Source organism: Aquitalea denitrificans (assembly GCF_009856625.1).
Classification (GTDB): Bacteria; Pseudomonadota; Gammaproteobacteria; order Burkholderiales; family Chromobacteriaceae; genus Aquitalea; species Aquitalea denitrificans.
Genome location: NZ_CP047241.1, coordinates 823,068 through 846,307, shown reverse-complemented (window position 1 = coordinate 846,307; position 23,240 = coordinate 823,068). Strand labels below are relative to the sequence as shown.

Here is a 23,240-nt window from a genome sequence, read left to right as displayed (position 1 = left end):
GTTTATTGACCGACATTCTGTACATTGCCGCTGGTACTCATTGCATATGTGCTCTGCAGCACGGTTACCGCCTGGGAATTGCCGCCATAGCCCACGGCGCTGATGCGGTAAATGCTGTAACCGGTTGTGCTGCTGACACCAACGTACTGAATGTAAAACATGGGACTGGAGGCAAACATCGACAGCCCACTGGAGGCAATGCTCATGCCGGGCGGGGTATAGCTGACTCCCACCGTCCAGGGCAGCGAGGCCGGACTGCTCAGCGCATTGGAGCAGACCACCGGACTGGTCACGACCGAGGAACAACTGCTCCCCGAGCTGCCATTGCCTTGTGCCAGCCACCATTCGGCATAGATGAGCGCTGACTGAGCAGCCTCGAAGGAACGCCCCTTCTCGCGAAAGCCCCCGGCCATCTTTCCTTGCAGACCCATATTCCGCATCATCACCACACACCAGATCGCGATGATCATCAGGAACAGCAGGGCGGTAATCAGTGCAAAGCCCTTGCTGCGCCAGCTGGCAATTCCTGTTGGTAGCGGCCTCATCAGCTTGTTCCTCATTACTGGTTTGGCAGCGAGATGGTTTGCGAGAAGGTCACCGACTGCGGAGCCACTCCTTGCTGGAAGCAATAAAGCTGGGTGATGACCGGCTTGACTGAATAAACATAAGGCCAAGCACTGCTGCTGGTGACCACGCCTGCCGAGGCATAGCGGGTGACCGATCCACTCTGGGACGCATCAAAGCCGTAGAGGAATTTCACGTTACTGATGCCGACATAGCCGACACTGGTACAGATAGAAGCCGAAGACGGATTAAGCCCGCCGACAACACCGACTGCCGTGGCACCATTCAGGCCACAGGTCAGTTGCTGGGTTGTGGCCGATGCCGACAGCTGATTGATATAGGTCGCTGTAGTGGAAGAAGCATTGCTGCCACCCTGACAATTAACCACGCCGTCGTTCTGCGCACTCTGGTAGCGCACATACAGGGTGTCCGGCGTGCTGGATACACCGCTGTCCACACCGTAAACAACCTGTCCGGCACTGAAGGACACGCCACTGACCGTACTGCTATCTGCGCTCAGTGCCGTGGCAAGCGTGGCGGAGGCCGGGTTGGGAAAATAGCCGGCCGACTGGATGACCTGGCTCAAGATGGTCATCGCCATCCGCTGGTCATCCTGCATCTGCGCAATACCGCCCTGCCCCTGGCTGGTTTTCCTGAACGACAGAAACAGTGCCGACAAGGCCAGCAGAAACACCAGGCCAATAGTCATGGCGACCATCATTTCTATCAGCGTAAAACCATGTGATCGATACCGCTTTGACGAGAGCAAGCGGCTCATGGCTGCACCACCATCTGGTAACTGGCCGTAGCAAAGGCGCTGCTGGCCGTCGTGGACGTCAGCGAACTGGTCATGGACTTTTCCTGCCAGGAAACAGTAATGGTGCAGGACACCGGCGCGGTGGTACTGGAGCTGCAGGAAAAAGTGCCGGAAGCAGACGGTAAGGCCAGCGCACTGGCAGACAACTCACTGCTCCATTGCGACACGTCATAACCGGCCACCTGGGATGCGGTACAGGTACTGCTGCCACAGCTGCCCGCAGTGGAGACAGAGCTCTGTGTCACTGTCCCGCTTACATTCTGCCAATACGCCACATTGGCATGCATGGCTGCTGCCAGACTCTCCGCCTTGATCGCGGCAATACCACGCATACGTGCCGAATTGGTGTTGTTAATACTGAGCGCCTGCACCCCGGCCATGCCCAACAGCCCCATCGAAATCACCAGCAGAGCAACCAGGATTTCCAGCAAGGTAAAACCGGCAGATTGCTGCAAAGAGCGGATGCACATGCTAGCAACTCCCGAAAGTGTCACTGGCACCAGACTTCACCACATGCAGCAGACCAGCGTTGCTCACATAAAGACACTGCTTGTTGAACTGGTTGGCACTGCTGGTGGCTGTGCCTGCTGCCACCGTGAATTTTCCGGTAGTACCAGTACCCAGTCGTGAAAAGCAGATTCCGTTAGACGTATTGCTGCCGGAATAGGCAAAAGTAATGGAATCGCCACTGCTTACCGCAGAGGCAACACGCAACACCGCGCTGGCTGCCAGGCCATTGCTTACCGTGCACGTATTGCTGCTGCCCGGCAACATGACGATCCAGCCACTGGCCATGCTGGTGGAGTTATTGCAGGTACTGCCATTGCTGGACGCACACAACAGGATATTCTGCCCCTGCTTGATGGCCTCGTTTCTGGCATAAGCCAGATCCAGACTGAGGGCATTGATTTCGGCACTGACATTGCTACTGTCCAGTGTGGTGCGATAAGTGGATACGGCCATTACCGTCACAATGCTGGCAATCACGATTACGATCACCAACTCAAACAAGGTATATCCAGCGGACTTTATCAAAGCGAATATATCTTTCAGAAAGCAGCAATGCAAAACAGTAAAAACAATACTGAAAAATCGGCAGGATGCGAGATTTTTACTATCTCACCATTACATGAAAACCTACGCTACCAATCGCATTGATACTAACCGAAACAAACACGTGCATCCATGACACAGCAACAAGCACAGGATTAAATTAACGTAAAATAATGCTAATAATAGTATTCAGCCCAATAGCAATTTTTTTCATCAAGCATCAAATAAAAAAATCAATTCTGGCAATCAAAAAAAATAAATCCATAAAATCATAATAATGACTGAGCCATCAAAAAAGTATGATCAAAACAAATACCACCCGCACCAGGTAGCACTCAAGGCCATACATGCAACTAAAGTCGTATAGGAGTGATTGCCCCGGCGCTATAGGCTGCATGCATGACGCTTAGGTCATGTAATCCATGTTGTTCTTGCCTGCAGTCCGGGCTGGCCCAGCCAAGAGGCCGGCCTGTCAAACAAGGAGATAACACAGTGACAACCACGACTTTTTTTATCCCTGCTGTCAACGTCATGGGTGCCGGTTGCCTGAAGGACGCCATCCAATCCATTCAGACCTATGGTTTTCGCCATGCACTGATTGTTACCGACAAGGTATTGGATGAAATCGGGGTGGCGGCTCGTATCCAGAAGCTGCTGGCCGAGCGCGATATCCAGGCCACCATTTTTGCCGGAGCCAAGCCCAACCCGACCATTGCCAACGTCGAAGCCGGGCTGGCCGTGCTGCAGGACAAGAAATGCGACTTCGTCATCTCGCTGGGCGGTGGTTCTCCCCATGACTGTGCCAAAGGCATTGCACTGGTAGCGGCCAACGGCGGACAGATTGCCGACTACGAAGGGGTGGACCGCTCGAAAAAGCCGCAGCTGCCGCTGGTGGCCATCAATACCACGGCGGGTACTGCCAGTGAAATGACACGCTTTTGCATCATCACCGACGAGGCACGCCATGTAAAAATGGCCATCGTCGATCGCAATGTCACGCCCATCCTGTCGGTCAACGACCCGGACCTGATGATTGCCAAACCCAAGGGCCTGACTGCGGCAACCGGCATGGATGCCCTCACCCATGCCATCGAAGCCTATGTTTCCACCGCAGCCACCCCCATTACCGATGCCTGCGCGCTAAAAGCAGTGGCGCTGATTTCCCAGTACCTGCGGGTGGCAGTGGAAAACGGCAAGAATCTGGAAGCGCGCGAACAGATGGCCTATGCCGAATTCCTGGCCGGCATGGCATTCAATAATGCTTCGCTGGGTTATGTGCATGCGATGGCACACCAGTTGGGCGGGGTATACGACCTGCCGCACGGGGTATGCAATGCCCTGCTGCTGCCGCATGTGGAAGCCTTCAATGTGCAAACCTCGGCGGCCCGCCTGAGTGATGTTGCTGCGGCCATGGGTGTCAATACCCAGGGGCTGACTGCAGAAGCCGGTGCCAAGGCCTGCCTGGTGGCGATCCGCAAGCTGGCTGCCGACATCGGCATCCCGGCCTCACTGAGCGAACTGGGCGTAAAGCGGGAAGATATTCCCCTGCTGGCACGCAATGCCCTGCAAGATGCCTGCGGCCTGACCAATCCGCGCAAAGCCAGCCAGGCAGAAATCGAAAGCATTTTCGAGGGGGCAATGTAAGCCCCGGCAGGAATAACCCGCCCCGCAAGAACGGAAGGTGAATGCAAACCCGCCAGGCTGCGAAGACTGGCGGGTTTACTATTGCAGCTTACTGATGGCAGCTGCCGGTATTGGTTTGACTGCAATACACGATATTACCGTCCTGATCCACCGAAATGGTGTCGGTTCCGGCCTGGCTCATGCCGGCAACCGGGGTGGCCACCAGGGAGAAACTATCGGCCGTGGCACCACTGGCAGCAATATTGTACAGCGTGGTACCGGTGCTGGGCGCGGTGGCCAGCGGCAGGGTAGCCGAGGCATAACTGCCCTTCTCCGCATACAGCCGTGCCATGTAGTGGGCATCTTCCACCAGATTGGCCTTGGCTGCCGCCTGATTGCCCTTGATCACATGCTGGGTGTAGGACGGATAGGCAATGGCAGCAAGGATGCCGACAATCGCCACCACGATAATCAGTTCAATCAGGGTAAAACCAGCTTGTGTCTTCATGCTTTGCCTCAGAAAATTTCGCGCCAGCTGATGCGCCGGCCTATCGAACTGGCACGGGGAATCAGCTTGCCAGCGGCCACATTACCGTTGCTGCCGCCGGTGCCGCCCACGTAGAAGGTCAACACCTCATTGGTATTGGTGGTGGAAGGATAGGGATAGGTCCCCATCTGGCCCGAGTCGGTGGTGGTGTAATCGCCCAGATTCACGGTGGTGACGGTAAAGGCAATCGACAAGGCAGATGGAATACCGATGTTGTAATTGATGCCGGATGGAATGGTGGTTTTACCATCGGTAAACTTTACCGTATCGCCATCCGGCGAAGTGGTGCCGGTATTGATCTTGCCATCACCATTCAAATCAAAGGCTGGAGAGGAAGGTGCCCCGCCGGTCATCAGATCCAGCGCCATCACCCAGCCGCTTTGCTGATTTACATTGCTGCATACCTTGTCACTGCCTTTGAGCACCTGAGTGGTGAAATACAGCTTGCCCAGCGCTACCACCGGCTGGTAGATCATGCGTTCACCATTGCTGCTGTCCATATTGAACACCCAACCGGCGCGGTTGCCGCTGGGGCCAACGGACAAGCCACCCGTGGTAGCCGCATCGGTAATGGTGGTGGTTTCACGGAATACCACACTGCTGCCAAGCTTGCCCGAGGCGGTAGATGTCGCCGAGCCATCAATCGACGCAGTTCCGTTCAGATTGGCCACCTCACCATCAGTAATGAAGGTAGAACTGCTGTAAGTCAGATTGGTCTTGGTCTGGTCGTCGTAAATGCCATACAAGGACTGCGGATATACCGTGGTACGGTCGTTATAGGTCGTGTTCTCGTACAGCATGCGGCCGGTACCGACATAAATCATGTAGCCGCCGCCATTGACGGCATAAATCGCCGGTGCAGCCACCACCGGCTGGTTGGCCTGGGTGGTAAAAAACTTGCTGACCGATGTGGTGGTGGACGTACTGGTTTGTAATTTGAAGCGCCAGATATTGCCTGCCTGGTCGCCGGCATACACATAATCCGCCACCTTATCGCCATTGATATCCAGTACAGCAGGCGAGGATAGACCATTGCTGGCAGTGCCGGTATTCAACTCATACAACATGGCACCGGTTTTCAGGTCAATCACCATCAGGCTGCTTACCTTATTGGTGGAGTCATAACCGTTGCCGGTAATCATCGCCCATTTCTTCACCCCGTTTACATAGACCTGTGCGATCACTGGCTTGGCAAAGGTATAGCCCAGATTGGCAAAACCGGAATCAGCCGGCACATGGTCCCACAGCACATTACTGATACCGAATACACTGCCACCAGTCAGCAAAGACGGGTTAGCCACAGTATTGCTGATATCCAGCGCAAACAGGCCCTGCCCGCCCTGTGCCATGCCACCGGTCAATACCGAAGTAGTCGCCGTGGAAAACTGGTTATCGCCGCCGCTGACATTATTGAAAGTCAGACTGCCGTTGACAAAATACAGGTGGGGCTGCGCGCCACCATAGGTGGTGGAGCCCAATGCGGTGAGATTGGCTACCGTCACCGCGCGCGGAATATAGGAAAAGTCTTCGGTGTAATTGCTGGTGGTACGACCGAATACATGCAGCATGCCGTCATTGGCCCCCACGGCAAAACCGGCAGTTGCCGTGCAACCAAAAGGCGTGGGGGTGGAATCGATAATGTCACCCAGCGTCGACGGGCTGGATTTGTCACTGCTGCGGCTACGCCAGCCACTTGGCGAGCCTCCTGACAGATAACTGAGCAAGCTGCTGCTGCCACTGTTTACGCTGCTGTACAACGCACCATTGGCAGAAGGGCCGGTGCTGGTAAAGATATTGGCCAGACGTGTACTCGCCGACGCATTGAATACGATAGGGATGGTGGAGCTCAGGCTAGCCAGGCCAGTACTACTGCTTACACTGTAGGCATGCAACTGGCCGGACCAGTCGCCAGAATAGAAGGTAGCCTGGATTGCTTCGCTTGGATTGGTCGGCTTGCTGGCAACAACCGGTACGTTGGTGGCCGTGGTAGAGGTAATGCTGTTCAAAACGGATTTTAGCGAGTTGGTTAGCGAAGTTTCATCACTGGAGTTGAAGCTTTGCCCACCCCCTGCCGTTGCAGTAGCCGCCAACACCTTCTGGCCATCGTCCGTCGCAGGCAGACCAAAACCAATGGTGTAAGTCACCATTGGCTGCGCCGTCGCTGCGCTATAGGCATTGCCCTCGGTATCGGTATTCACCCCGTTGGGAACCACTCCATTCTGATAGTAAAACCCGGCATAGCGCACCAGCGTCGTGTCAACACCGGAGGCCACACTGGGCATGGTCACTCCGACCGGGGTATAACTATTCAGAGAAACAGAAGCTCCGGATTTATTCTTCTCGGTAGCATTGACCACTTCATCATTGGGATAGCCGTCTGAAATGAAAATGACAAAATTTTTCTGGCAGACATATTTGATGGGCGAAGCATTGGTATAGTCTTGTGGTGCCTGATAGCTTGGATAGCCATTCCAGCCTGGCCGCCCGGAAAACGAGCGCATAATATTATAAAACGCACCAGCACTCGGCGTACCCAAATAATCGGTCAATCCACTGCCATTAATATCATTAGTAAAATTGGTAAGTTGAGTGCTGGAAGTAGATAATGTGGGATCACTCCAACCATCCAGCTTCAAGCTGGATCTTAAAGGAACATACCCCCCATACGACCTGGAATTCGGACCATAATTAAAATGGAACAAGGCCCAGTAAGCCATATCCCAATTATTGTTCAGCAAGTCGGTCAACACCTTGCGCGCAATGGTAATTTTAGCTGGATTGGATGTACTTACTGAATAACCATTGGGAGCATCTTTCATACTCCCCGAGTCATCCACCATCAGGGCAATATTGGGCCGTACGGTTTTCTGATTCAGATAGAGCGGCACCGCCGGATACGGATTCGCAGCAAAAACCGTGGCAGAAAATAGTGCCAGCACAGCTGCCGTGCAAACAGTAACAGAACGGGACATGGGCAGCTGCCTCAGGAAACGACGTAATAACTTTGCAAGGTCACCTGGGTATTGGCATTGCGGCCCCAGGCACGGGAAGTAATACGGTACAGTGACGCACCGGTAGTACCGGTTACCGCATCGGAATAATTACTGTCCAGCAATTCAATGGTGTAGCGCGGTTTTTGCATGGTGTCGGCAGTAATGGTGCAGGTAGAGCACGGCAACGAATTGAGATAGGTACCGGTAAACACATTGCTGCGCTCCCAGGCATTGGTCCCGCCTGCCGACTGGCTGGGCAGGCAGAGCCCACCGCTGCAATCCGTTGCAAAAGCACTGGCAACAGGCTTGTTGCTAGCCACGTAGCTTTCACCCGACTTCAATCCCAGCTCAGCCAGCTGGAATGCCAGCGTGCGGTCGTTCTGGTTGCTGGCGATTTTCTGTTCGGTCAGCAAGGGCTGGGCCCCGTACACCACCAGCAAGGCAATCACGGCCAGCAGAATCAGGGAAACAATCAGGCTGGCACCACGCTGGGCACCTGATGACCGGAAACTCAACTGGACTTGTAGCATTGCTTGCCCCTGATGGCTGCAGTGGTCTGGTAGGTCTGGGTCAGGTAGCCATAGCTGTTGCCACTGGCCAGCGGAACCTGGTTCTGGCTTTGTACCGTCAGCGTAATGCGCACCGATGACACATTGCGCCAGTTACCAACCGAAGCGCGGCTTCGGTAGGTCACCAGGCAGTTGACGCTGTCTGTCACCTCGCCGTATTCATATTGCAGGCCGGTGACATTGCTGATCAGCTCGTTCGGCCCTTGCAGGGTGCCGGCCTGACCCAGTTCGGTCATCACCAGCGCACCGCTGCTGTTGACGAAATAGGCGCGGGATACCAGGTCCATGATGTCGGCACCGGAGGTCATGCTGCCGACATTCACCGACACCCCCGCCGAAGCCAGACCGGTGGTGGTCTTTTCCAACAAGATCTTCTGACAGGTGCTGGCCACCCAGTACTGCTGCCCCACCGTATAAGTACGCTGGTTATTGCTATTGGCAGAAAAAGTAGCCAACCCACCAGAGGCAATGGCTGTTGCCTGCGCCGTACCACGGCCATACTGAACAGCCAGGACATCGATGGACGCAGAAGCAGTCTGCCCGTTCAGCCAGCTGGACGCCGTAGACGACGCATAAGCCGCAAAGGGCAGATAACTGCCACCACTGGTGATAAAGGTTTGATACACCGCAGGCGAACTCACCGCACTGGTATCCACCGTCACCGCCGGTGAAGCCGCCGTGTTGTTGGCATCCAGCGTGGCGCAGCCATAGCTGCCAGCCATGCGCAGGTCACGCGAAATCTGCATCAGGGCAATGCGTGCATCCTGCTGCATGGCTATGCGCTGGTTGACCACATTGAAAGTGCGCTTGCTGTTGACATAAACCGCTACAACTGCCCCCAGCACGATCATGCCCAGGGTCAGCGACACCATCAGCTCGATCAGGGTAAAGCCGCGCATCCGTTTCATGGATTTACTCATGGTTCAAACTGCAAGACATAGCCATACACCCGGGTGGTGGCACTAGCTGCCGACGAATTGGCGCTATTGTTTCCCAAGGCGGTATTGGCAGTTTTTTCCATGGCGGCCTTCCAGGCCACCCGGATCATCAACTTGCTGCCGCCGGTACAACCACCAAGCTTGCTGTCATCAAAATTGATGGTGGACGAAGCCGTGCTGTCGCGACAGACAATGGCCCGCACATTGTTCTGGCTGCTGTCGGAGAAAGCCGTGGCCAGATTGTTCTTGAACTGGTACAGGTCATAGGCGGCCATTTGCGCACTGCTGCATGCGCTACCGCTGGCTGCATTGCACAGGGTGGAAGGCACGGTGGTGTGGTCGCTATAACTGCTTTCCACATAGTTGGTCCAGTCTTCGGTCACGCTACCGCTGGCATTGATGCTGGCATAGGAATTGGCGCGCATGGCATCAGCCACTTCAGCGGCCAGCATGGCGGCCACGCCCTGCTGCTCAGCTTCGCGCACCGTTTTGAGCGTACGCCCCTGCATGCCGGCAATGGCCAGCATGCCAATACCGACGATCAAGATGGAAATCAGCACTTCCAGCATGGTGAAGCCGTTCATTTTCTTCACGAGCAGGCTCCGCAACTGTTGTCCGTGCTGGTATCACAAGCCTTGCTGCGGCCAGAGCCACTAATCAGGATGACCCGGCACAGATTGTTGGTACTGTCCTGCAACACCAGCTTGCGGCTGTTGCCATCCAGCAGGCGGCCATCACTACCAAAGGCAATCTGCTTCACCGTGGCCACCGGGCTGGCAGACATCACCAGATTCAGCGCCGCGCCATTATTCATCTCGCCGTAGTAGGTAAAGGTCTTGATGGCTTCGCCACTGTCATAGCTACCCATGGTGCCGGTGCTGATATTGTCGGCGTACACCAACTGCCCATATCCCCAGTTGTACTTGCTACTGGTTTGCGAGCTAAGGCAGCCGCTGATGCTCATGCTATTGGTATTGAGATTGGCCGAGCAGATATACACCGGCTGGTTGCGCCGCACCGCTTCAGTACGGGCGTAATTGAAACCCGCCACGATGCGGTTGGCTTCGGTAGCAATCTTGTTGCTGGCAACCAGGGTTTGTAGTGCCGGCGTGGCAATGGCCATGATCAACGCAGCCACACTGATAGTGACCAGCAGCTCAACCATGGAAAAGCCACAGTTCTGCCTGCGTAATGCTATCGGCTTGCCAGCAATGGAAATGGACATAGATCGGGAGCTTAGGTGCAGAACGCACACTGCACTGCAGCATGTCGATATCAAGCACTGGTAAAAATTTTATCCATTCTACATAGTTAAAGTACATTTACAAGATTTATCATTCTTAACACTGAGCAATATCAAGTTATTTTTCCGAATAAATCGTTAATAAAAGAATTAATTGCTTAGCGACGAATAGGACATTTCAGTAAAAAAACAATCATTCAACATTAAATTAAATGCTTATTTTCAAATAAACATAAAAAATCATCAACTTACCCTCGCCAGCTCACTCCTCCCCGCTCATGCAGCCGCAGCGCCTCACCCAGCCTATGCAATTGCCATCCGCATCCTTTCCTGCACTGCAGCATGGCATGCCATTCCCGGATGCCCCTTGCCGAGCTGCACGTCGTGCTGAAATATCTGTTCTCCACTTGCAAACTAGACGACTGGTCTAGTACTATCTCCCCATGTCACGACCCAGCCAGTTTTCCGATACCCGCGAACACCTGCTTGCCACCGGTGAATCCATCATCCTGGGCAAGGGGTTTTCTGCTGTTGGCCTGGCCGAAATCCTCGGCTGCGCCGGTGTGCCCAAAGGCTCTTTCTACCATTACTTCCGCTCCAAGGAAGGTTTTGGCGTGGAAATGCTGCAGCGTTACTTCGAACATTACGATGCCCGCCTGCTGGAAGCGCTGGATGTGAGTCAAGGTGATGCACGCAGCTGTCTGCTGGTCTATTTTTCCGGCTGGCTGGACCGCCACCAGCAATGCGATGAGGGCAATCAAAGCTGCCTGGCGATCAAGCTGGCGGCGGAAGTTTCCGACCTGTCCGAGCCGATGCGTGAAGCCTTGGCCGAGGGCATGGGGCGGGTCATCCTGCGCCTGGCCGACTGTATCCGCCGTGGCCAGCAGGAAGGCAGCCTGTGTACCCGGCTGTCCGCCGAAGACACCGCAGGCAGCCTGTACAGCCTGTGGGTGGGTTCCGCCCTGCTGTTCAAGGTGCAGCACACCCAGCAGCCCATGCTGCAGGCTCAGGCATTGACCGACGCCATGCTCAAGCCCGGTGACTGTCAGGCAGGCTGACGCAGCAACACGAATTTATCTTGCCCGCCCCTGCGGCGGGTATTTTTGACACACCAACTAGACGACCGGTCTATTTATTTTCACCCACACGGGAGAACGCTTCATGAACAGCACACTGGAACTGATGCAGCAACATCGCAGTATTCGCAGCTATCAGGACAAACCCGTCCCCGCCGAGGTACTGGATGCGGTGCTGGACGCCGCCTGGAAAGGCCCCACTTCCATCAATGGCCAGCAGGTGTCGCTGGTGGTGGTGCAGGACGCCGCGCGCCGCCAGCAGATTGCCGCCCTGGCTGGTGGTCAGCCGTGGATTGCCCAGGCGCCGGTGTTTGTCACCCTAGTGGTGGACTTCTACAAGACCCGGCTGGGCGTGGAAGCCGCCGGTGCCGAGCAGGTGATTCAGGACAGCGTGGAAGGCTTTGCCGTGGGTGCCGTGGATGCCGGCATTGCCTTGGGCAACCTGATGACCGCCGCCCGCGCTGCCGGGCTGGGCGTGGTGCCGATCGGCGGCATCCGCCGCAACCCGCAAGCCATGATCGAGCTGCTGCAATTGCCGGAATACACCTTCCCCATTGCTGGCGTGGTCATCGGCTATACCGATCAGGACAGCAGCATCAAACCGCGCCTGCCGCGTGAGAGCTTTGTCCATCACGAGCACTACCAGACTGCACAGCTGCCGGAACAAATCCGTCAGTACGACCAGGCGCTGGTCAGCTACTGGCAGCAGATCGGCCGCGCGGATGGCCTGCCGTGGAGCGCCAATACCGCCCAGTACTACCAGAATGTCTATTTCCCTGAAGTCGCCCCGGTTGCCCGCAAGCAGGGCTTTGGTTTTGATCGTTAATCATTTCATCTGCACAGGAAAGGTCTGATTCATGAGCCTGGATAAACTGTTTACCCCGCTGCAAGTGGGTGCCGTCACCCTGAACAACCGCATTGCCATGGCCCCACTTACCCGGCTGCGCAATACCGAACCGGGCGATGTGCCCACCGATCTGTCAGTGCAGTACTACACCCAGCGCGCCAGCGCCGGGCTGATCATTGCCGAAGGCACCCATATCTCGCGCACCGCCAAGGGCTATGCCGGCGCACCGGGCATCTATAGCGAAGAACAGGTGGCCGCCTGGGGCAAGGTGAATGCCTCGGTACACGCCGCTGGCGGCAAGACTGCGCTGCAGCTGTGGCATACCGGCCGTATCTCGCACCGCTCCTTGCAGCCGGATGGCGAAGCACCGGTAGCACCGTCGGCCATCCGCGCCGAAAGCAATACCAATGTGCGCCAAGCAGATGGCAGCCTGGCCCGCGTCCCCTGCGACGAGCCGCGCGCGCTGGAAATCTCCGAGTTGGAAGACATTCTGGAAGACTACCGCCGCGCCACCGACAACGCGCGCCGCGCCGGTTTCGATCTGGTGGAAATCCACGGTGCCCACGGTTATCTGCTGGACCAGTTCCTGTCGCCGGAAGCCAATGTACGCACCGACGCCTACGGCGGCAGCGTGGAAAACCGTGCCCGCTTCCTGCTGGAAGTGGTGGATGCCGTGGTGGCCGAATGGGACGCCGCCCACGTGGGCATCCGCATTTCGCCGCTGGGGGTGTTCAATGGCGTGTCCAATGTCGAGCAGCAAGACATCGCGCTGTATGTGATCGAACAGCTGGCCAAGCGCAAGCTGGCCTTCCTGCACATTTCCGAGCCGGACTGGGCCGGTGGCCCGGCGCTGAGCGAAGCCTTCCGTCAGGAAATCCGCAAACGCTATCCGGGCGTGATCATCGCCGCCGGTGGCTATAGCGCGGAAAAAGCGGATAAGCTGATTGGCGCGGGCTATATCGATGCAGTGGCCTTTGGCCGCAGCTATATCGCCAACCCGGATCTGGTGGAACGCCTGCAAGCCGGTGCCGCGCTGAACACGCCGGATGCCGCCACCTTCTACGGTGGCGATGCCAAGGGCTATACCGACTACCCGACGCTGTAATCCTCACCCCGCACTGACAACAAACGTCCGGGTTGGCCAGCGCCGCCCGGACCACACCACACGAGAAGGCACACCATGAAAAAAGTCCTGTTTGTCCTCACCAGCCATGACACGCTGGGCAATACCGGCCACAAAACCGGTTTCTGGATCGAAGAATTTGCCGCGCCCTATTACGCGCTGGCCGACAAGGGGGTGGCCATCACCCTGGCCTCGCCCAAGGGCGGCCAGCCGCCGATCGACCCCAAGAGCGCCGACCCGGCGTTCAGCACCCCGGCCACCGAACGCTTCAATCAGGACCCCGCGCTGCAAGCCGTACTGGCCAACACCGTGGCCCTGGACAGCGTCAAAGCCGATGATTTTGACGCCGTGTTCTACCCCGGCGGCCATGGTCCGCTGTGGGATCTGGTCGACAACGCAGCCTCCATCAAGCTGATTGAAGACTTTATCACCGCCAGCAAGCCGGTGGCGGCCGTCTGCCATGCCTCGGCGGTGCTGGTGAATGCACGTGATACCGCAGGCCAGCCACTGGTGGCCGGTCGCAAGGTCACCGGTTTTTCCAATACGGAAGAAGATGCAGTGCAGCTGACTGACATTGTGCCGCTGCTGGTGGAAGATGCGCTGCAAGCCAAGGGTGGCATTTATGAAAAAGGCCCGGACTGGGGCGTGTTTGCCGTGGAAGATGGCCTGCTGATTACCGGTCAGAACCCGGCCTCGTCCGAACTGGTGGCCGAAAAGCTGCTGGCCCGCCTCAACGGCTGATTCTATCTCAGAGGGCGGACAGGCAGCGCAGCACCGCCGGTTCCAGCGTAAAGCGGGCCGGCGCCTGCCCTACCAGTTCGCCATCCACCTCCAGCGGGCAGTTCTGCCCCTCCACCAGCAGGCTGCGCACACTCAGGTAACGCACCCGCTCGTCCAGCACCGGCTGTGCCTTGCGCAAGCTGGGCAGATGCCGCAAAAAGTCCAGTCCGCCACCGCGCTTGATCATCACCACTTCCAGCAAGCCATCATCCAACCGCGCCAGCGGTGCAATGCCCAGCCCGCTACCAAAATAGCGGCCATTGGCCACGCACAGGCTGAGGAAATCACCACTGATTACTTCGCCGCTCTCCAGGGTCAGCTGCATGCGGCGTGGCCGGTAACGCAGCAAGGTGAGCAGGATGGACAGATAAAACGCCACGCTGGCCGGCAGCCAGCCAGGCAGACGGCGCACCTGCTCGACAATGGCCGAGCTGATGCCCAGTGAAGCGATATTGCCAAACCAGATCACCCGCTCACCGGCCTCTCCCGGCAGGCTAAGCCGCCCCAGGTCGATGCGGCGCACGCGCTGGCTGGCAATCAACTGTTCCAGTTGTTCCAGCGAATCGTTCACCCCCAGCGAACGGACAAAATCATTACCGGTGCCAAACGGCAGCGCCCCCACCGCCACCCGCTCGCGTGCGGCAGCATCCGCCCGCATCACGCCATTGATCACCTCGTGGATGGTGCCATCGCCGCCCACGGCAATCAGGTAATCACAGCCCTGCTCCACCGCCGCCAGCGCCATCGCCTCGGCACTCACCGCCGAGGTGGTGATGTGGATATCCACCTGGTAATGCGCAGCAAAACGTTGCAACAGGCGGTCCGGCAGGCTGCGCGGACAGCGCAGGCCATGCAGGATGAAAACTAGGCGGGTCTGATCCATAACATAATCATCAAGGTTTGATCGTTGGATTATTAGCCAGCAGCGGGCGTTTTGACAGCCACATCAGGCCGGCGGCAACATCCTGCCGGGAAAGCGCGGCTGCCGGAGGCAAAACACGCAAGCAACTGGCTGGCAAGGCTGTTTTCTGATAAATTGCACGGTTTTGCTGCGCCGCCTTGCCGCTGCCGCTGCCTGCCGGGTGAGACCGATCCCGCGTGCGCAAACGCCAGCCACCGCACCATTGCCGGACAAGGCCAAGCCAGCTGTAGCAGCAACCCTGCCTCGACTGTTTATCGATGGATCACGACATGAAACCGACTCCCCCCAAGACTGCGGAAAAAGCACTGGTTGTGCTGTCCGGCGGTCAGGACTCCACCACCTGCCTGTACTGGGCGCTGCAGCAGTTTGGCGCAGCCAATGTGGAAGCCGTTACCTTCGACTACGGCCAGCGCCACCGCGTGGAGCTGGACTGCGCGCGCAAGATTGCCGCCATGGCTGGCGTGCGCCAGACCGTGCTGCCCATCGACACCTTTGCCGCCATCGGTGGCAATGCGCTGACCGATGACAGCATTACGCCGGAGGAAGGCAGCCGCGACGACGATGCCCTGCCCAATACTTTTGTGCCGGGCCGCAACCTGATTTTCCTCACTTTTGCCGCCGCCTTCGGCTACACCCGTGGCGCGCGTCACATCGTCACCGGCGTGGCGCAGACCGACTACTCCGGCTACCCGGACTGCCGCGAAAACACCCTGCAGGCGCTGCAACTGGCGGTGCGACTGGGCATGGACAGCCGGGTAGAACTGCACACCCCGCTGATGTATCTGAGCAAGGCCGAAACCGTCACCCTGGCGCAGAAAGTGGGCGCAATGGAAGCGCTGGCCTGGAGCCACACCTGCTATAACGGCGCGGTGCCGCCTTGCGGTCATTGCGCCTCCTGCGAGCTGCGCGCCAAGGGCTTTGCCGAAGCTGGCGTGGCCGACCCGCTGGTCGAACGCTGCAGCAAGGAGGCCTGACATGCATGCATCCTGCCTGCTGGCCGGTGGCCGTTTCGAAGCCGCCCGCCGCGTTGCCGGTGATGAACATCGCCTGAACGGCCTGCATGGCCACAGCTTCCGCGTGCTGGCACGTGCCGATGTCACCCATATCGAACAGGCCGAACTGCAAACCGCGCTGGCACAAGTCCTGGCTCCGCTCGACTATGCCGATCTCAACCAGCAACTGCCGCAATGTGACGACCTGAGCCTGGCCCAGCACATCAAGGACGCGCTGAACTGCCCCTCCGCCCTGCTGCTGCAAAGCGCACCGGAGCGCGGTGTGATGCTGGAAAACGGCAGCGCTCTGAACTGGATTGCTGCCAGTTTCGAAGCCGCCCATCACCTGCCCCATGTACCAGCCGGCCACAAATGCGGCCGCTTGCATGGCCATGGTTTTGGCGTACGCATCGTGGCCGATGCCCGCCAGCACAGCCAGGCCCAGCTGGAAGCCGCCTGGGCACCGTTGTTCCTGCGGCTGAACCACCGCTATCTCAATGACATCGCCGGGCTGGAAAATCCCACCAGTGAAGTGATTGCCGCCTGGCTATACCACGCGCTGCAAGACGCAGGCCTGCAAGGCCTGGCCTGGGTGGAAGTGCGTGAAACCCATACCGCTGGCAGCCAGTTCGATGGCAAGCGCTTCCGCATCTGGAAAGAGCAGCGCTTTGAAAGCGCCGTGCCCTTCGACAGCAATGGCAACTACACCGGCCACAGCTATCTGGTACGGCTGATGCTCACCGGCAGCCTGGACCGCACCATGGGCTGGCTGCTGGATTTTGGCGATGTCAAAGACCGCTTCAAGCCCATCTACCGCCAGCTGGACCACAACCCGCTGGACAAGCTGGCTGGCGTGCGTGACGGCCACAGCCAGTCGGTGGTCGAATGGGTGCATGCCCATCTGTCACCGCTGGTGCCGGAGCTGGCACGCATCGACCTGATGGAAAACGCCCATCAGGGGGTATCGCTGCTGTTCCATGACGATATGCGCTGGCCACTGCTGCAGGGGGAATGAAGATGTACACGGTAAAGGAAATCTTCTACACCCTGCAGGGCGAAGGCCGACAAGCAGGCCGCGCCGCGGTGTTTTGCCGCTTTAGTGGCTGTAATTTGTGGTCTGGCCGCGAGGAAGACCGCAGCAAAGCGGTCTGCCAGTTCTGCGACACCGACTTTGTCGGCACCGGCCCGGATGGCGGCAAGTTTGCCACCGCCGCCGAACTGGCCGCCCGCATTGCCAGCGAATGGCCGGCAGGCAGCGGCGGCACACCCTATGTGGTGTGCACCGGTGGCGAGCCACTGCTGCAACTGGACAGCGCACTGATTGATGCCCTGCATGCCGAGGGTTTTGAAATCGCGGTGGAAACCAATGGCACCATCGCCGCGCCGGACGGTATCGACTGGATCTGCGTCAGCCCCAAGGCCGGCGCGCCGCTGCTGCAAACCAGTGGCAACGAATTGAAGCTGGTCTACCCGCAAGCCACCCAGCTACCGGAAACCGTCGCCCATTTGCAGTTCGACACCTTCTACCTGCAAGCGATGGATGGCCCGGCGCTGGCCGCCAATACCCGCGCCGCCATTGCCTACTGCATGGCACACCCGCGCTGGCGGCTGTCGGTACAGACTCACAAGGTGGTGAATATCCGCTAAATCATCGGGCAGGACATCCTGCCCGATTTTTTTTGCCTGCTGCTGTAAGAAAGCGTTAGAGCCGTCGACTTATGGAGCAGGAACAGTCGCAGGCAGCAACAAAACCTCATTCAATTTCAGTCAATCAGCGCCAAAATCATAAAATTTCGGCGAATTGAAAAAAATGAGCCGCTGGCTGTAAGAAATTTCGCAGTGCTGCGACTGACTCCTGAACCCGGCCACAGCCGGTCACCACCCAACAGGAGATAGACATGAACACTTCCAAGACCTTGCTTGCTTCCGCCCTCGGTGCCGTTGTCGCCATGGCTGCACTGAGCGCCACCCCGGCCGCTGCTGCCGACATGGAAAAATGCTATGGCGTGGCCATGGTCGGCATGAACGACTGTGCCTCCGCCACCGGCGTGCACGGCTGTAAAGGCCAGGCCAAGATGGACAAAGACCCCGGCGACTGGAAAATGGTGGCCAAAGGTAGCTGCGAACAGATGGGTGGCATGACCATGGCACCAATGAAACAATAAGCAGTCTATTGCAAATATGCCCAAGCACGGGCCAGCCCCGGCCCGTGCAGCGTACCCCACCTATGCTTTAACTTGCTCCACAGGAGAAACATCATGAATGCATCCAAAGCCCTGCTCGCTTCCGCCCTCGGTGCTGTTGTTGCCATGGGCGCACTCAGCGCCACCCCGGCTGCCGCCGCAGAAAAGGAAAAGTGTTTCGGCATTGCCCAGGCTGGCAAGAACGACTGTGCCTCCGCCACTGGCGCCCACTCCTGCGCTGGCCAGGCCACCAAGGACAAGGACCCCGGCGACTGGAAATACGTGGCCAAGGGCAGCTGCGAAAAAATGGGCGGCAAGCTGGCCAAGTAAACGTCCACCGGCCCCTTACCCTTTCCGGACTGAAGCAGAACCATGACCCACTCCGCCCTCCCCGCCATCGCCGGTATCGGCCTGCGCGCACCGCATTACCGCCAGGTGCTGGACACCCTGCCACCACTGGGCTGGGTGGAAGTGCACAGTGAAAACTTCTTCGATGGCGGCATGCCGCTGGCCATGCTGCAGCGCGTGGCAGCGCGCTATCCGCTGTCGCTGCACGGCGTGGGGCTGGGGCTGGGTTCGCTGGTGCGGCCGGACGGCGAACATCTGGCCGCGCTCAAGCGGCTGGTGGATGCCATCCAGCCAGCGGCGGTATCAGAACACCTGTCCTTCAACCACAGTGCGCAGCGTTATGTGAACGACCTGCTGCCCATTCCCTACACCAGCGCAGCGCTGGAGGTGATTGCCAGCCACGTGGCGGAAACCCAGGACGCGCTGGGCCGGCGCATCTTGCTGGAAAACCTGTCCAGCTATGTGGAATATCCCGGCAACGAGATGAACGAAGGCGAGTTTCTGGCCGAGCTGGTAACACGTACCGGCTGCGGCCTGCTGCTGGACGTCAACAATCTCTACGTCAATGGCATCAATCTGGGAACGGATGTGCAGGCCGTGCTGGCCGCCCTGCCAGCCGAGGCCATTGGCGAAATCCACCTGGCCGGCTATAGCGAGCGCGACGGCATGCTGGTGGATACCCACAGCCAGCCGGTACACCCCGGCGTATGGCAGTTATACACGCAGGTGATAGAACAGCTAGGCCCGCGCCCGACGCTGATCGAGTGGGATCTGGACATTCCGCCGCTGGATACGCTGCAAGCCGAGGCAGCCAAGGCCGAGGCCATTCTGCTAGGAGCCCGCCATGACGCCTGAAGCACGCTGGCAGGCCGAGCTGCTGGAACTGATTGCCCAGCAAGAGCAGCAGCCGGATAGCACGCTGGGCTTGAATGCGGCCGGACTGGCGGTTTACCGCAACAACTACCGGCTGGGCCTGATCGAAACCCTGAACATGATTTACCCGGTGTGCGGCCAGATTGTCGGCACGGAATTCATGACAGGGCTGGCACGGGAATACAGCAAGCGCCATGCCTCGCATAGCGGCAACCTGCACAGCTATGGCGCAGCGTTCGGTGATTTCCTGCAGGATTTTCCACCGGCACAGACGCTACCGTATCTGCCCGATGTCGCCCGGCTGGAATGGGCAGTGCATCGCAGCTATTACGCCATCGACCAGCCGCCACTGGCCGCGACGACGCTGGTGGATGTCCATCCGGATCAATTCGGTCAGCTGCGCTTCAGCCTGAGTGACAGCAGCCGGGCACTGTCATCGCCCTGGCCTGTGGTTTCCATCTGGCAAGGACACCAGCCCGGCCAGACGCTGAATGTAGACCTGGAGGCCGGCGGCGAACCGGCACTGGTCAGCCGCCATGCCGGCAAGGTTCGCGTACAAGCCCAAACCGCAGGCATGGCTGCACTATTGCTGGCCCTGCAAGAGGGCTTGCTGCTGGAAGAGGCTGCCGGACGGGCCTTGTCGGCAGAAGCCGGCTTCGACCTGCAAGCCGGGCTGGCCCGCCTGTTTGCCGACGGACTGCTCAGCCACTACCAACTGTAAACCAAGGCTTGTTCACCATCCGCCTCCTTGGCGGAGGGGCGCGGCTTGACCACTCCACGGGAGACCGACCATGCAAGTTCTCAGACAAAAACTGCTGCCGCTGCAGCAGCTGTTCGACCAGGCCAGTCACTGCGCCCGTCCGCTGGTACTGCTGCTGTTCCGGCTGTGGGTGGCAAATGTATTTTTCAAATCCGGCCTCACCAAGCTGGAGGACTGGGATACCACCCTGCTGCTGTTTTCCAATGACTACCATGTGCCACTGCTGCCGCCAGCCCTGGCTGCGGTGATGGGCACCTTTGGCGAAACCGTGTTTTCCAGTCTGCTGGCCTTCGGCCTGTTTGGCCGCTTTGCCGCCGCCGGGCTGTTTGTAGTCAACCTGATGGCGGTGATCAGCTATCCCGGCCTCACCGACATCACCCGCCAATTCCATGTTTACTGGGGCATGCTGCTGCTGGTGCTGTTTGCCTTCGGCCCGGGATGCCTGTCGCTGGATGCCGCCTGGCAGCGCTGGCGGACCCGGGGCAAGTCCTCACGCTGAGGCCGCCCGGCGTACATCCCCATTCCGGCTGCCCGCCTGCAAGTGGCATAATGGCGCATTGCCCAACAGACTGCTTGTACGCCCATGTCCATCACCCTCGTCATTCAATCCCCCCGTCTCGATAACCGCGAGCTACAGGAGCTGGCGAACCTTGCCGGTGCCAGCAGCATCCAGCAGCCCAGCCCCGACGTGGCACGGCTGGAGGCGGTCGACCCGGCCAGCCGCGATGCCATCAGCGCCTGCTGCCAGACGCTGGGCTATGACTTTGCCTTTGTCGATGGCAAGCTGAAATTGGCAGATTTCGGCCTGCTGGTGTCCGACATGGATTCCACCCTGATCACCATCGAATGCATTGATGAAATTGCCGACATGCAAGGCATCAAGCCGCAGGTGGCCGCTATTACCGAACGCTCCATGCGCGGCGAACTGGATTTTTCCGCCTCGCTGCGCGAACGGGTGGCCTTGCTGGCCGGCCTGTCGGAAAGCGCGCTGGAAAAGGTTTACCAGGAACGCCTGCAACTGAGCCCGGGAGCGGAACAACTGCTGGCCCGCTGCAAGGAAAACGACATCCGCTTCATGCTGGTATCCGGTGGGTTCACCTTCTTTACCGAACGTCTGAAACAACAGCTGGGACTGGACTATGCTTACGCCAACCAGCTGGAAGTAGTGGACGGCAAACTCACAGGCCGCGTAGTGGGGGACATTGTGGATGCCGCAGCCAAACAGCGTCTGCTGATCGAAAAACGCAGCGAACTGGGCTTGCGCCCGGAACAGGTGATTGCCATGGGCGATGGTGCCAACGACCTCTTGATGCTGGGCGAGGCCGGTGTCGGCGTGGCCTACCGTGCCAAGCCGGTGGTGCAGGCCAAGGCCGACGTGGCCATCAATATCGTTGGGCTGGATGGTGTGGCCAGACTGTTTGCCTGATGCCAGGCCGCGCCGGGAGGATGCCATGAATGCCTTGCCTGCACTGGACAGTGCCAGTTTTGATGCCCGGCTGCCGCTAAGCGTGCAGCTACTGAGCGAGGAAGAGTGCTCCCCGGCGCGCCAGCGCGAAACCCGGCTGGCGCTACGGGTGCTGGCCGCCCCCAGCGAAATGCCGGAAGAACCGGACCCGATGCTGGTGCGACTGGAAGCCAAGCTGGACCTGGCACTGGAAATCGCCCTGCTGGGCCACCACCCGGAGCGTCCGGCACTCACCCCCTGCCGTCTGGGACTGGACAGTATTGCCTGGCTATCCGACCATCCCTGGCGGGTGGGCGATACGGTACAGATTGCGCTGATGCCCAACCCGGATTCGGCATTGATGCTGTTTCTTGCGGCCCATATCGAAGCCCAGACACCAACCCCCGACGAGTCCTACGCCATTACCGCCAGACTGCAACTGCCAGCTGATGAACAAACCAGTCCGTTGTGGGAGCGCTGGGTATTCCGCCGCCACCGCCGCGCCATTCTGGAGCGCTGAAGCCGGCCGCCATCATTCCCTCGGCAATACCCGGCAGCCTGGAATAGACTGAAATGATCCGGCAACACCGCCAAGCAGATCAGGTATGCCATCATGGCCAGCTTCCCCGTCTTCCAGTCGCTGATTGATACCGTACAGGGCGGGCTGCTGCTGGTACAGCCGGACAGCGGCCACATCCTTGGTGCCAATCAACTGGCCGCCATTTTACTGGCCACACCCCATGCACAACTGATAGGCCAGCCCCTGCATGACTTTCTGCCGCCCGGTGAAACACAAATTCCCACCCTGCTTGCCGGTCACGACATGGTCTATAACCGCAGCATGCAGTTGCAAACCGCAACCGGGCGCTTGATCAATGTCCAGTTTTCCCTGCGGGAAGTCCTGCTTGATGGCAGCAGAATCATGGTGGTCAGCTTCAGCGACAGAACCGAACAGCAGTTGATGAGCCAGTTGCTGAACTTCGAGCAACAACTACTCGCCCGCTCGCTCAAACTGGTCAAGCACCTGCACCAGCAACATGTCGCCGGTGCCGAAGACGACCAGCTCACCGGGCTGATCAGCATGCCGGAACTGCTCGCCGCCGCCCATACCGAAACCGGGCGTATCCGCCGCTACGGCGGTGCGCTATCCGGCATGGCCGTGCAAATACTCAGCCTGCCCCCCGCCGGTGCCGACACAGAAATGGCAGCAGCACGCCGACACCTGCTGCAGCTGGCAGCCAGTATTTGCATGCAGGCCACGCGGGACAGCGATCTGGTCGCACGACGGGAGGAAGATGTTTTTCTACTGCTGCTGCCCGGCACGTCATTATCAGGTGCCGATGAGCTGGCCCCCCGGCTGCTGCTTGCACTCAGCCAGCCAGCCGGTTTCGCCGACGTACAGACGCTACCACTACGCTTATGCATAGGCATCAGTGCCTTGCGTGACGATGAACAGGCACCCAATGCCATGTTGAAACGCCTGCAAGGCGCACTGGATCAGGCCCGCATGGCAGGCAGCAACCGGATATTCCGTCAGGAGTAGGC

The 23,240-nt window shown here is 58.6% G+C and carries 27 protein-coding genes; 16 read left to right on the top strand and 11 right to left on the bottom strand.

The features are described 5' to 3' along the window. Nucleotides 1–2 precede the first annotated feature (2 nt). Genes GSR16_RS03890 through GSR16_RS03875 form a run of 4 tightly spaced genes read right to left on the bottom strand, consistent with a single transcriptional unit; the run spans nt 3 to nt 2,416 of the window. A complete protein-coding gene (locus GSR16_RS03890; RefSeq protein ID WP_159875232.1) occupies nt 3–545 on the bottom strand; it encodes a pilus assembly PilX family protein in 543 nt (180 codons plus the stop codon). 14 nt (nt 546–559) lie between these two features. After that, on the bottom strand, nt 560–1,342 hold the full coding sequence (locus GSR16_RS03885; protein ID WP_276608565.1) for a prepilin-type N-terminal cleavage/methylation domain-containing protein: 783 nt from the start codon (nt 1,340–1,342) through the stop codon (nt 560–562). After that, on the bottom strand, nt 1,339–1,851 hold the full coding sequence (pilV, locus tag GSR16_RS03880) for a type IV pilus modification protein PilV (RefSeq protein WP_159875230.1): 513 nt from the start codon (nt 1,849–1,851) through the stop codon (nt 1,339–1,341). Before pilV (GSR16_RS03880) ends, GSR16_RS03885 begins: the two co-directional genes overlap by 4 nt. A gap of 1 nt (nt 1,852) precedes the next feature. Further along, nucleotides 1,853–2,416, bottom strand: a complete 564-nt coding sequence (locus GSR16_RS03875) for a GspH/FimT family pseudopilin (RefSeq protein WP_276608563.1) — start codon at nt 2,414–2,416, stop codon at nt 1,853–1,855. A gap of 510 nt (nt 2,417–2,926) precedes the next feature. Between GSR16_RS03875 and yiaY the strand changes: the two genes are divergently transcribed. Continuing rightward, nucleotides 2,927–4,078 (top strand): L-threonine dehydrogenase, encoded by a 1,152-nt coding sequence (yiaY, locus tag GSR16_RS03870; protein ID WP_205677492.1) that lies wholly within the window; start codon nt 2,927–2,929, stop codon nt 4,076–4,078. An 88-nt stretch (nt 4,079–4,166) separates the two neighbouring features. Here yiaY and GSR16_RS21085 read toward each other — a convergent pair whose 3' ends face one another. The 6 genes from GSR16_RS21085 to GSR16_RS03840 all read right to left on the bottom strand — a co-directional run bounded on the left by GSR16_RS21085 (nt 4,167) and on the right by GSR16_RS03840 (nt 10,269). Beyond that, on the bottom strand, nt 4,167–4,565 hold the full coding sequence (locus GSR16_RS21085) for a type IV pilin protein (protein WP_159875227.1): 399 nt from the start codon (nt 4,563–4,565) through the stop codon (nt 4,167–4,169). 8 nt (nt 4,566–4,573) lie between these two features. After that, a complete protein-coding gene (locus GSR16_RS03860; protein WP_159875226.1) occupies nt 4,574–6,886 on the bottom strand; it encodes a pilus assembly protein in 2,313 nt (770 codons plus the stop codon). Between the two features lie 701 nt (nt 6,887–7,587). Continuing rightward, on the bottom strand, nt 7,588–8,127 hold the full coding sequence (locus tag GSR16_RS03855) for a pilus assembly PilX family protein (protein WP_159875225.1): 540 nt from the start codon (nt 8,125–8,127) through the stop codon (nt 7,588–7,590). Continuing rightward, the gene (locus tag GSR16_RS03850) at nt 8,109–9,074 is read right to left on the bottom strand and encodes a PilW family protein (RefSeq protein ID WP_159875224.1); all 966 of its coding nucleotides are present in this window, start codon (nt 9,072–9,074) and stop codon (nt 8,109–8,111) included. The genes GSR16_RS03855 and GSR16_RS03850 overlap by 19 nt, the downstream gene beginning before the upstream one ends. Before the next feature lie 8 nt (nt 9,075–9,082). After that, nucleotides 9,083–9,688 carry a type IV pilus modification protein PilV gene (gene pilV / locus GSR16_RS03845; RefSeq protein WP_240902651.1) on the bottom strand — a complete coding sequence of 202 codons (606 nt, stop codon included), beginning with the start codon at nt 9,686–9,688 and terminating at the stop codon, nt 9,083–9,085. Between the two features lie 5 nt (nt 9,689–9,693). Then, nucleotides 9,694–10,269 (bottom strand): GspH/FimT family pseudopilin, encoded by a 576-nt coding sequence (locus tag GSR16_RS03840; protein ID WP_159875222.1) that lies wholly within the window; start codon nt 10,267–10,269, stop codon nt 9,694–9,696. A 521-nt stretch (nt 10,270–10,790) separates the two neighbouring features. Between GSR16_RS03840 and GSR16_RS03835 the strand changes: the two genes are divergently transcribed. From GSR16_RS03835 to GSR16_RS03820, 4 genes are all read left to right on the top strand, one after another. Next, nucleotides 10,791–11,405 carry a TetR/AcrR family transcriptional regulator gene (locus GSR16_RS03835; RefSeq protein WP_159875221.1) on the top strand — a complete coding sequence of 205 codons (615 nt, stop codon included), beginning with the start codon at nt 10,791–10,793 and terminating at the stop codon, nt 11,403–11,405. A 103-nt stretch (nt 11,406–11,508) separates the two neighbouring features. Continuing rightward, complete coding sequence (locus GSR16_RS03830; protein ID WP_159875220.1) at nt 11,509–12,249, top strand: NADPH-dependent oxidoreductase; 741 nt, start codon at nt 11,509–11,511, stop codon at nt 12,247–12,249. A 31-nt stretch (nt 12,250–12,280) separates the two neighbouring features. Further along, entirely contained in the window at nt 12,281–13,375 is a 1,095-nt protein-coding gene (nemA, locus tag GSR16_RS03825; protein WP_159875219.1) for an N-ethylmaleimide reductase, read from the top strand. A gap of 75 nt (nt 13,376–13,450) precedes the next feature. Continuing rightward, nucleotides 13,451–14,134 carry a type 1 glutamine amidotransferase domain-containing protein gene (locus GSR16_RS03820; protein ID WP_159875218.1) on the top strand — a complete coding sequence of 228 codons (684 nt, stop codon included), beginning with the start codon at nt 13,451–13,453 and terminating at the stop codon, nt 14,132–14,134. 7 nt (nt 14,135–14,141) lie between these two features. On the opposite strand, the gene GSR16_RS03815 is transcribed toward GSR16_RS03820, so the two are convergent. Continuing rightward, on the bottom strand, nt 14,142–15,056 hold the full coding sequence (locus tag GSR16_RS03815) for a diacylglycerol/lipid kinase family protein (protein WP_159875217.1): 915 nt from the start codon (nt 15,054–15,056) through the stop codon (nt 14,142–14,144). Between the two features lie 308 nt (nt 15,057–15,364). On the opposite strand from GSR16_RS03815, the gene queC reads away from it, so the two are divergent. The 11 genes from queC to GSR16_RS03760 all read left to right on the top strand — a co-directional run bounded on the left by queC (nt 15,365) and on the right by GSR16_RS03760 (nt 23,238). After that, on the top strand, nt 15,365–16,069 hold the full coding sequence (queC, locus tag GSR16_RS03810; RefSeq protein ID WP_159875216.1) for a 7-cyano-7-deazaguanine synthase QueC: 705 nt from the start codon (nt 15,365–15,367) through the stop codon (nt 16,067–16,069). A gap of 1 nt (nt 16,070) precedes the next feature. Next, complete coding sequence (locus GSR16_RS21525; RefSeq protein ID WP_159875215.1) at nt 16,071–17,102, top strand: 6-carboxytetrahydropterin synthase; 1,032 nt, start codon at nt 16,071–16,073, stop codon at nt 17,100–17,102. Between the two features lie 2 nt (nt 17,103–17,104). Then, nucleotides 17,105–17,734 carry a 7-carboxy-7-deazaguanine synthase gene (gene queE / locus GSR16_RS03800; RefSeq protein WP_159875214.1) on the top strand — a complete coding sequence of 210 codons (630 nt, stop codon included), beginning with the start codon at nt 17,105–17,107 and terminating at the stop codon, nt 17,732–17,734. A gap of 251 nt (nt 17,735–17,985) precedes the next feature. Continuing rightward, a complete protein-coding gene (locus tag GSR16_RS03795) occupies nt 17,986–18,252 on the top strand; it encodes a BufA1 family periplasmic bufferin-type metallophore (protein WP_159875213.1) in 267 nt (88 codons plus the stop codon). A gap of 93 nt (nt 18,253–18,345) precedes the next feature. Next, nucleotides 18,346–18,600, top strand: a complete 255-nt coding sequence (locus GSR16_RS03790; protein WP_159875212.1) for a BufA1 family periplasmic bufferin-type metallophore — start codon at nt 18,346–18,348, stop codon at nt 18,598–18,600. A 42-nt stretch (nt 18,601–18,642) separates the two neighbouring features. Next, nucleotides 18,643–19,473 (top strand): MNIO family bufferin maturase, encoded by an 831-nt coding sequence (gene bufB, locus GSR16_RS03785; RefSeq protein ID WP_159875211.1) that lies wholly within the window; start codon nt 18,643–18,645, stop codon nt 19,471–19,473. After that, complete coding sequence (locus GSR16_RS03780) at nt 19,463–20,212, top strand: HvfC/BufC N-terminal domain-containing protein (protein WP_159875210.1); 750 nt, start codon at nt 19,463–19,465, stop codon at nt 20,210–20,212. The genes bufB and GSR16_RS03780 overlap by 11 nt, the downstream gene beginning before the upstream one ends. Nucleotides 20,213–20,282: 70 nt before the next feature. Beyond that, a complete protein-coding gene (locus GSR16_RS03775; protein ID WP_159875209.1) occupies nt 20,283–20,750 on the top strand; it encodes a DoxX family protein in 468 nt (155 codons plus the stop codon). Between the two features lie 84 nt (nt 20,751–20,834). Further along, nucleotides 20,835–21,677, top strand: coding sequence for a phosphoserine phosphatase SerB (gene serB / locus GSR16_RS03770; protein WP_159875208.1), 843 nt, complete (start codon nt 20,835–20,837; stop codon nt 21,675–21,677). A gap of 25 nt (nt 21,678–21,702) precedes the next feature. Next, entirely contained in the window at nt 21,703–22,215 is a 513-nt protein-coding gene (locus tag GSR16_RS03765; protein ID WP_159875207.1) for a hypothetical protein, read from the top strand. Between the two features lie 93 nt (nt 22,216–22,308). Further along, the gene (locus GSR16_RS03760; RefSeq protein WP_159875206.1) at nt 22,309–23,238 is read left to right on the top strand and encodes a PAS domain-containing protein; all 930 of its coding nucleotides are present in this window, start codon (nt 22,309–22,311) and stop codon (nt 23,236–23,238) included. Nucleotides 23,239–23,240: the final 2 nt, after the last annotated feature.

Coding starts and splice junctions, on each gene's coding strand:
- GSR16_RS03775 (WP_159875209.1), top strand. CDS start 20,283: ATGCAAGTTCTCAGACAAAAACTGCTGCCGCTGCAGCAGCTGTTCGAC.
- GSR16_RS03765 (WP_159875207.1), top strand. CDS start 21,703: ATGAATGCCTTGCCTGCACTGGACAGTGCCAGTTTTGATGCCCGGCTG.
- GSR16_RS03760 (WP_159875206.1), top strand. CDS start 22,309: ATGGCCAGCTTCCCCGTCTTCCAGTCGCTGATTGATACCGTACAGGGC.
- GSR16_RS03850 (WP_159875224.1), bottom strand. CDS start 9,074: ATGAAACGGATGCGCGGCTTTACCCTGATCGAGCTGATGGTGTCGCTG.
- pilV (WP_159875230.1), bottom strand. CDS start 1,851: ATGTGCATCCGCTCTTTGCAGCAATCTGCCGGTTTTACCTTGCTGGAA.
- GSR16_RS03835 (WP_159875221.1), top strand. CDS start 10,791: ATGTCACGACCCAGCCAGTTTTCCGATACCCGCGAACACCTGCTTGCC.
- GSR16_RS03885 (WP_276608565.1), bottom strand. CDS start 1,342: ATGAGCCGCTTGCTCTCGTCAAAGCGGTATCGATCACATGGTTTTACG.
- GSR16_RS03890 (WP_159875232.1), bottom strand. CDS start 545: ATGAGGCCGCTACCAACAGGAATTGCCAGCTGGCGCAGCAAGGGCTTT.
- GSR16_RS03830 (WP_159875220.1), top strand. CDS start 11,509: ATGAACAGCACACTGGAACTGATGCAGCAACATCGCAGTATTCGCAGC.
- bufB (WP_159875211.1), top strand. CDS start 18,643: ATGACCCACTCCGCCCTCCCCGCCATCGCCGGTATCGGCCTGCGCGCA.
- GSR16_RS21085 (WP_159875227.1), bottom strand. CDS start 4,565: ATGAAGACACAAGCTGGTTTTACCCTGATTGAACTGATTATCGTGGTG.
- GSR16_RS03855 (WP_159875225.1), bottom strand. CDS start 8,127: ATGCTACAAGTCCAGTTGAGTTTCCGGTCATCAGGTGCCCAGCGTGGT.
- pilV (WP_240902651.1), bottom strand. CDS start 9,688: ATGAACGGCTTCACCATGCTGGAAGTGCTGATTTCCATCTTGATCGTC.
- nemA (WP_159875219.1), top strand. CDS start 12,281: ATGAGCCTGGATAAACTGTTTACCCCGCTGCAAGTGGGTGCCGTCACC.
- GSR16_RS03795 (WP_159875213.1), top strand. CDS start 17,986: ATGAACACTTCCAAGACCTTGCTTGCTTCCGCCCTCGGTGCCGTTGTC.
- GSR16_RS03860 (WP_159875226.1), bottom strand. CDS start 6,886: ATGCCCAGTGTGGCCTCCGGTGTTGACACGACGCTGGTGCGCTATGCC.
- GSR16_RS03790 (WP_159875212.1), top strand. CDS start 18,346: ATGAATGCATCCAAAGCCCTGCTCGCTTCCGCCCTCGGTGCTGTTGTT.
- GSR16_RS03840 (WP_159875222.1), bottom strand. CDS start 10,269: ATGGTTGAGCTGCTGGTCACTATCAGTGTGGCTGCGTTGATCATGGCC.
- queE (WP_159875214.1), top strand. CDS start 17,105: ATGTACACGGTAAAGGAAATCTTCTACACCCTGCAGGGCGAAGGCCGA.
- GSR16_RS21525 (WP_159875215.1), top strand. CDS start 16,071: ATGCATGCATCCTGCCTGCTGGCCGGTGGCCGTTTCGAAGCCGCCCGC.
- queC (WP_159875216.1), top strand. CDS start 15,365: ATGAAACCGACTCCCCCCAAGACTGCGGAAAAAGCACTGGTTGTGCTG.
- serB (WP_159875208.1), top strand. CDS start 20,835: ATGTCCATCACCCTCGTCATTCAATCCCCCCGTCTCGATAACCGCGAG.
- GSR16_RS03815 (WP_159875217.1), bottom strand. CDS start 15,056: ATGGATCAGACCCGCCTAGTTTTCATCCTGCATGGCCTGCGCTGTCCG.
- GSR16_RS03780 (WP_159875210.1), top strand. CDS start 19,463: ATGACGCCTGAAGCACGCTGGCAGGCCGAGCTGCTGGAACTGATTGCC.
- GSR16_RS03820 (WP_159875218.1), top strand. CDS start 13,451: ATGAAAAAAGTCCTGTTTGTCCTCACCAGCCATGACACGCTGGGCAAT.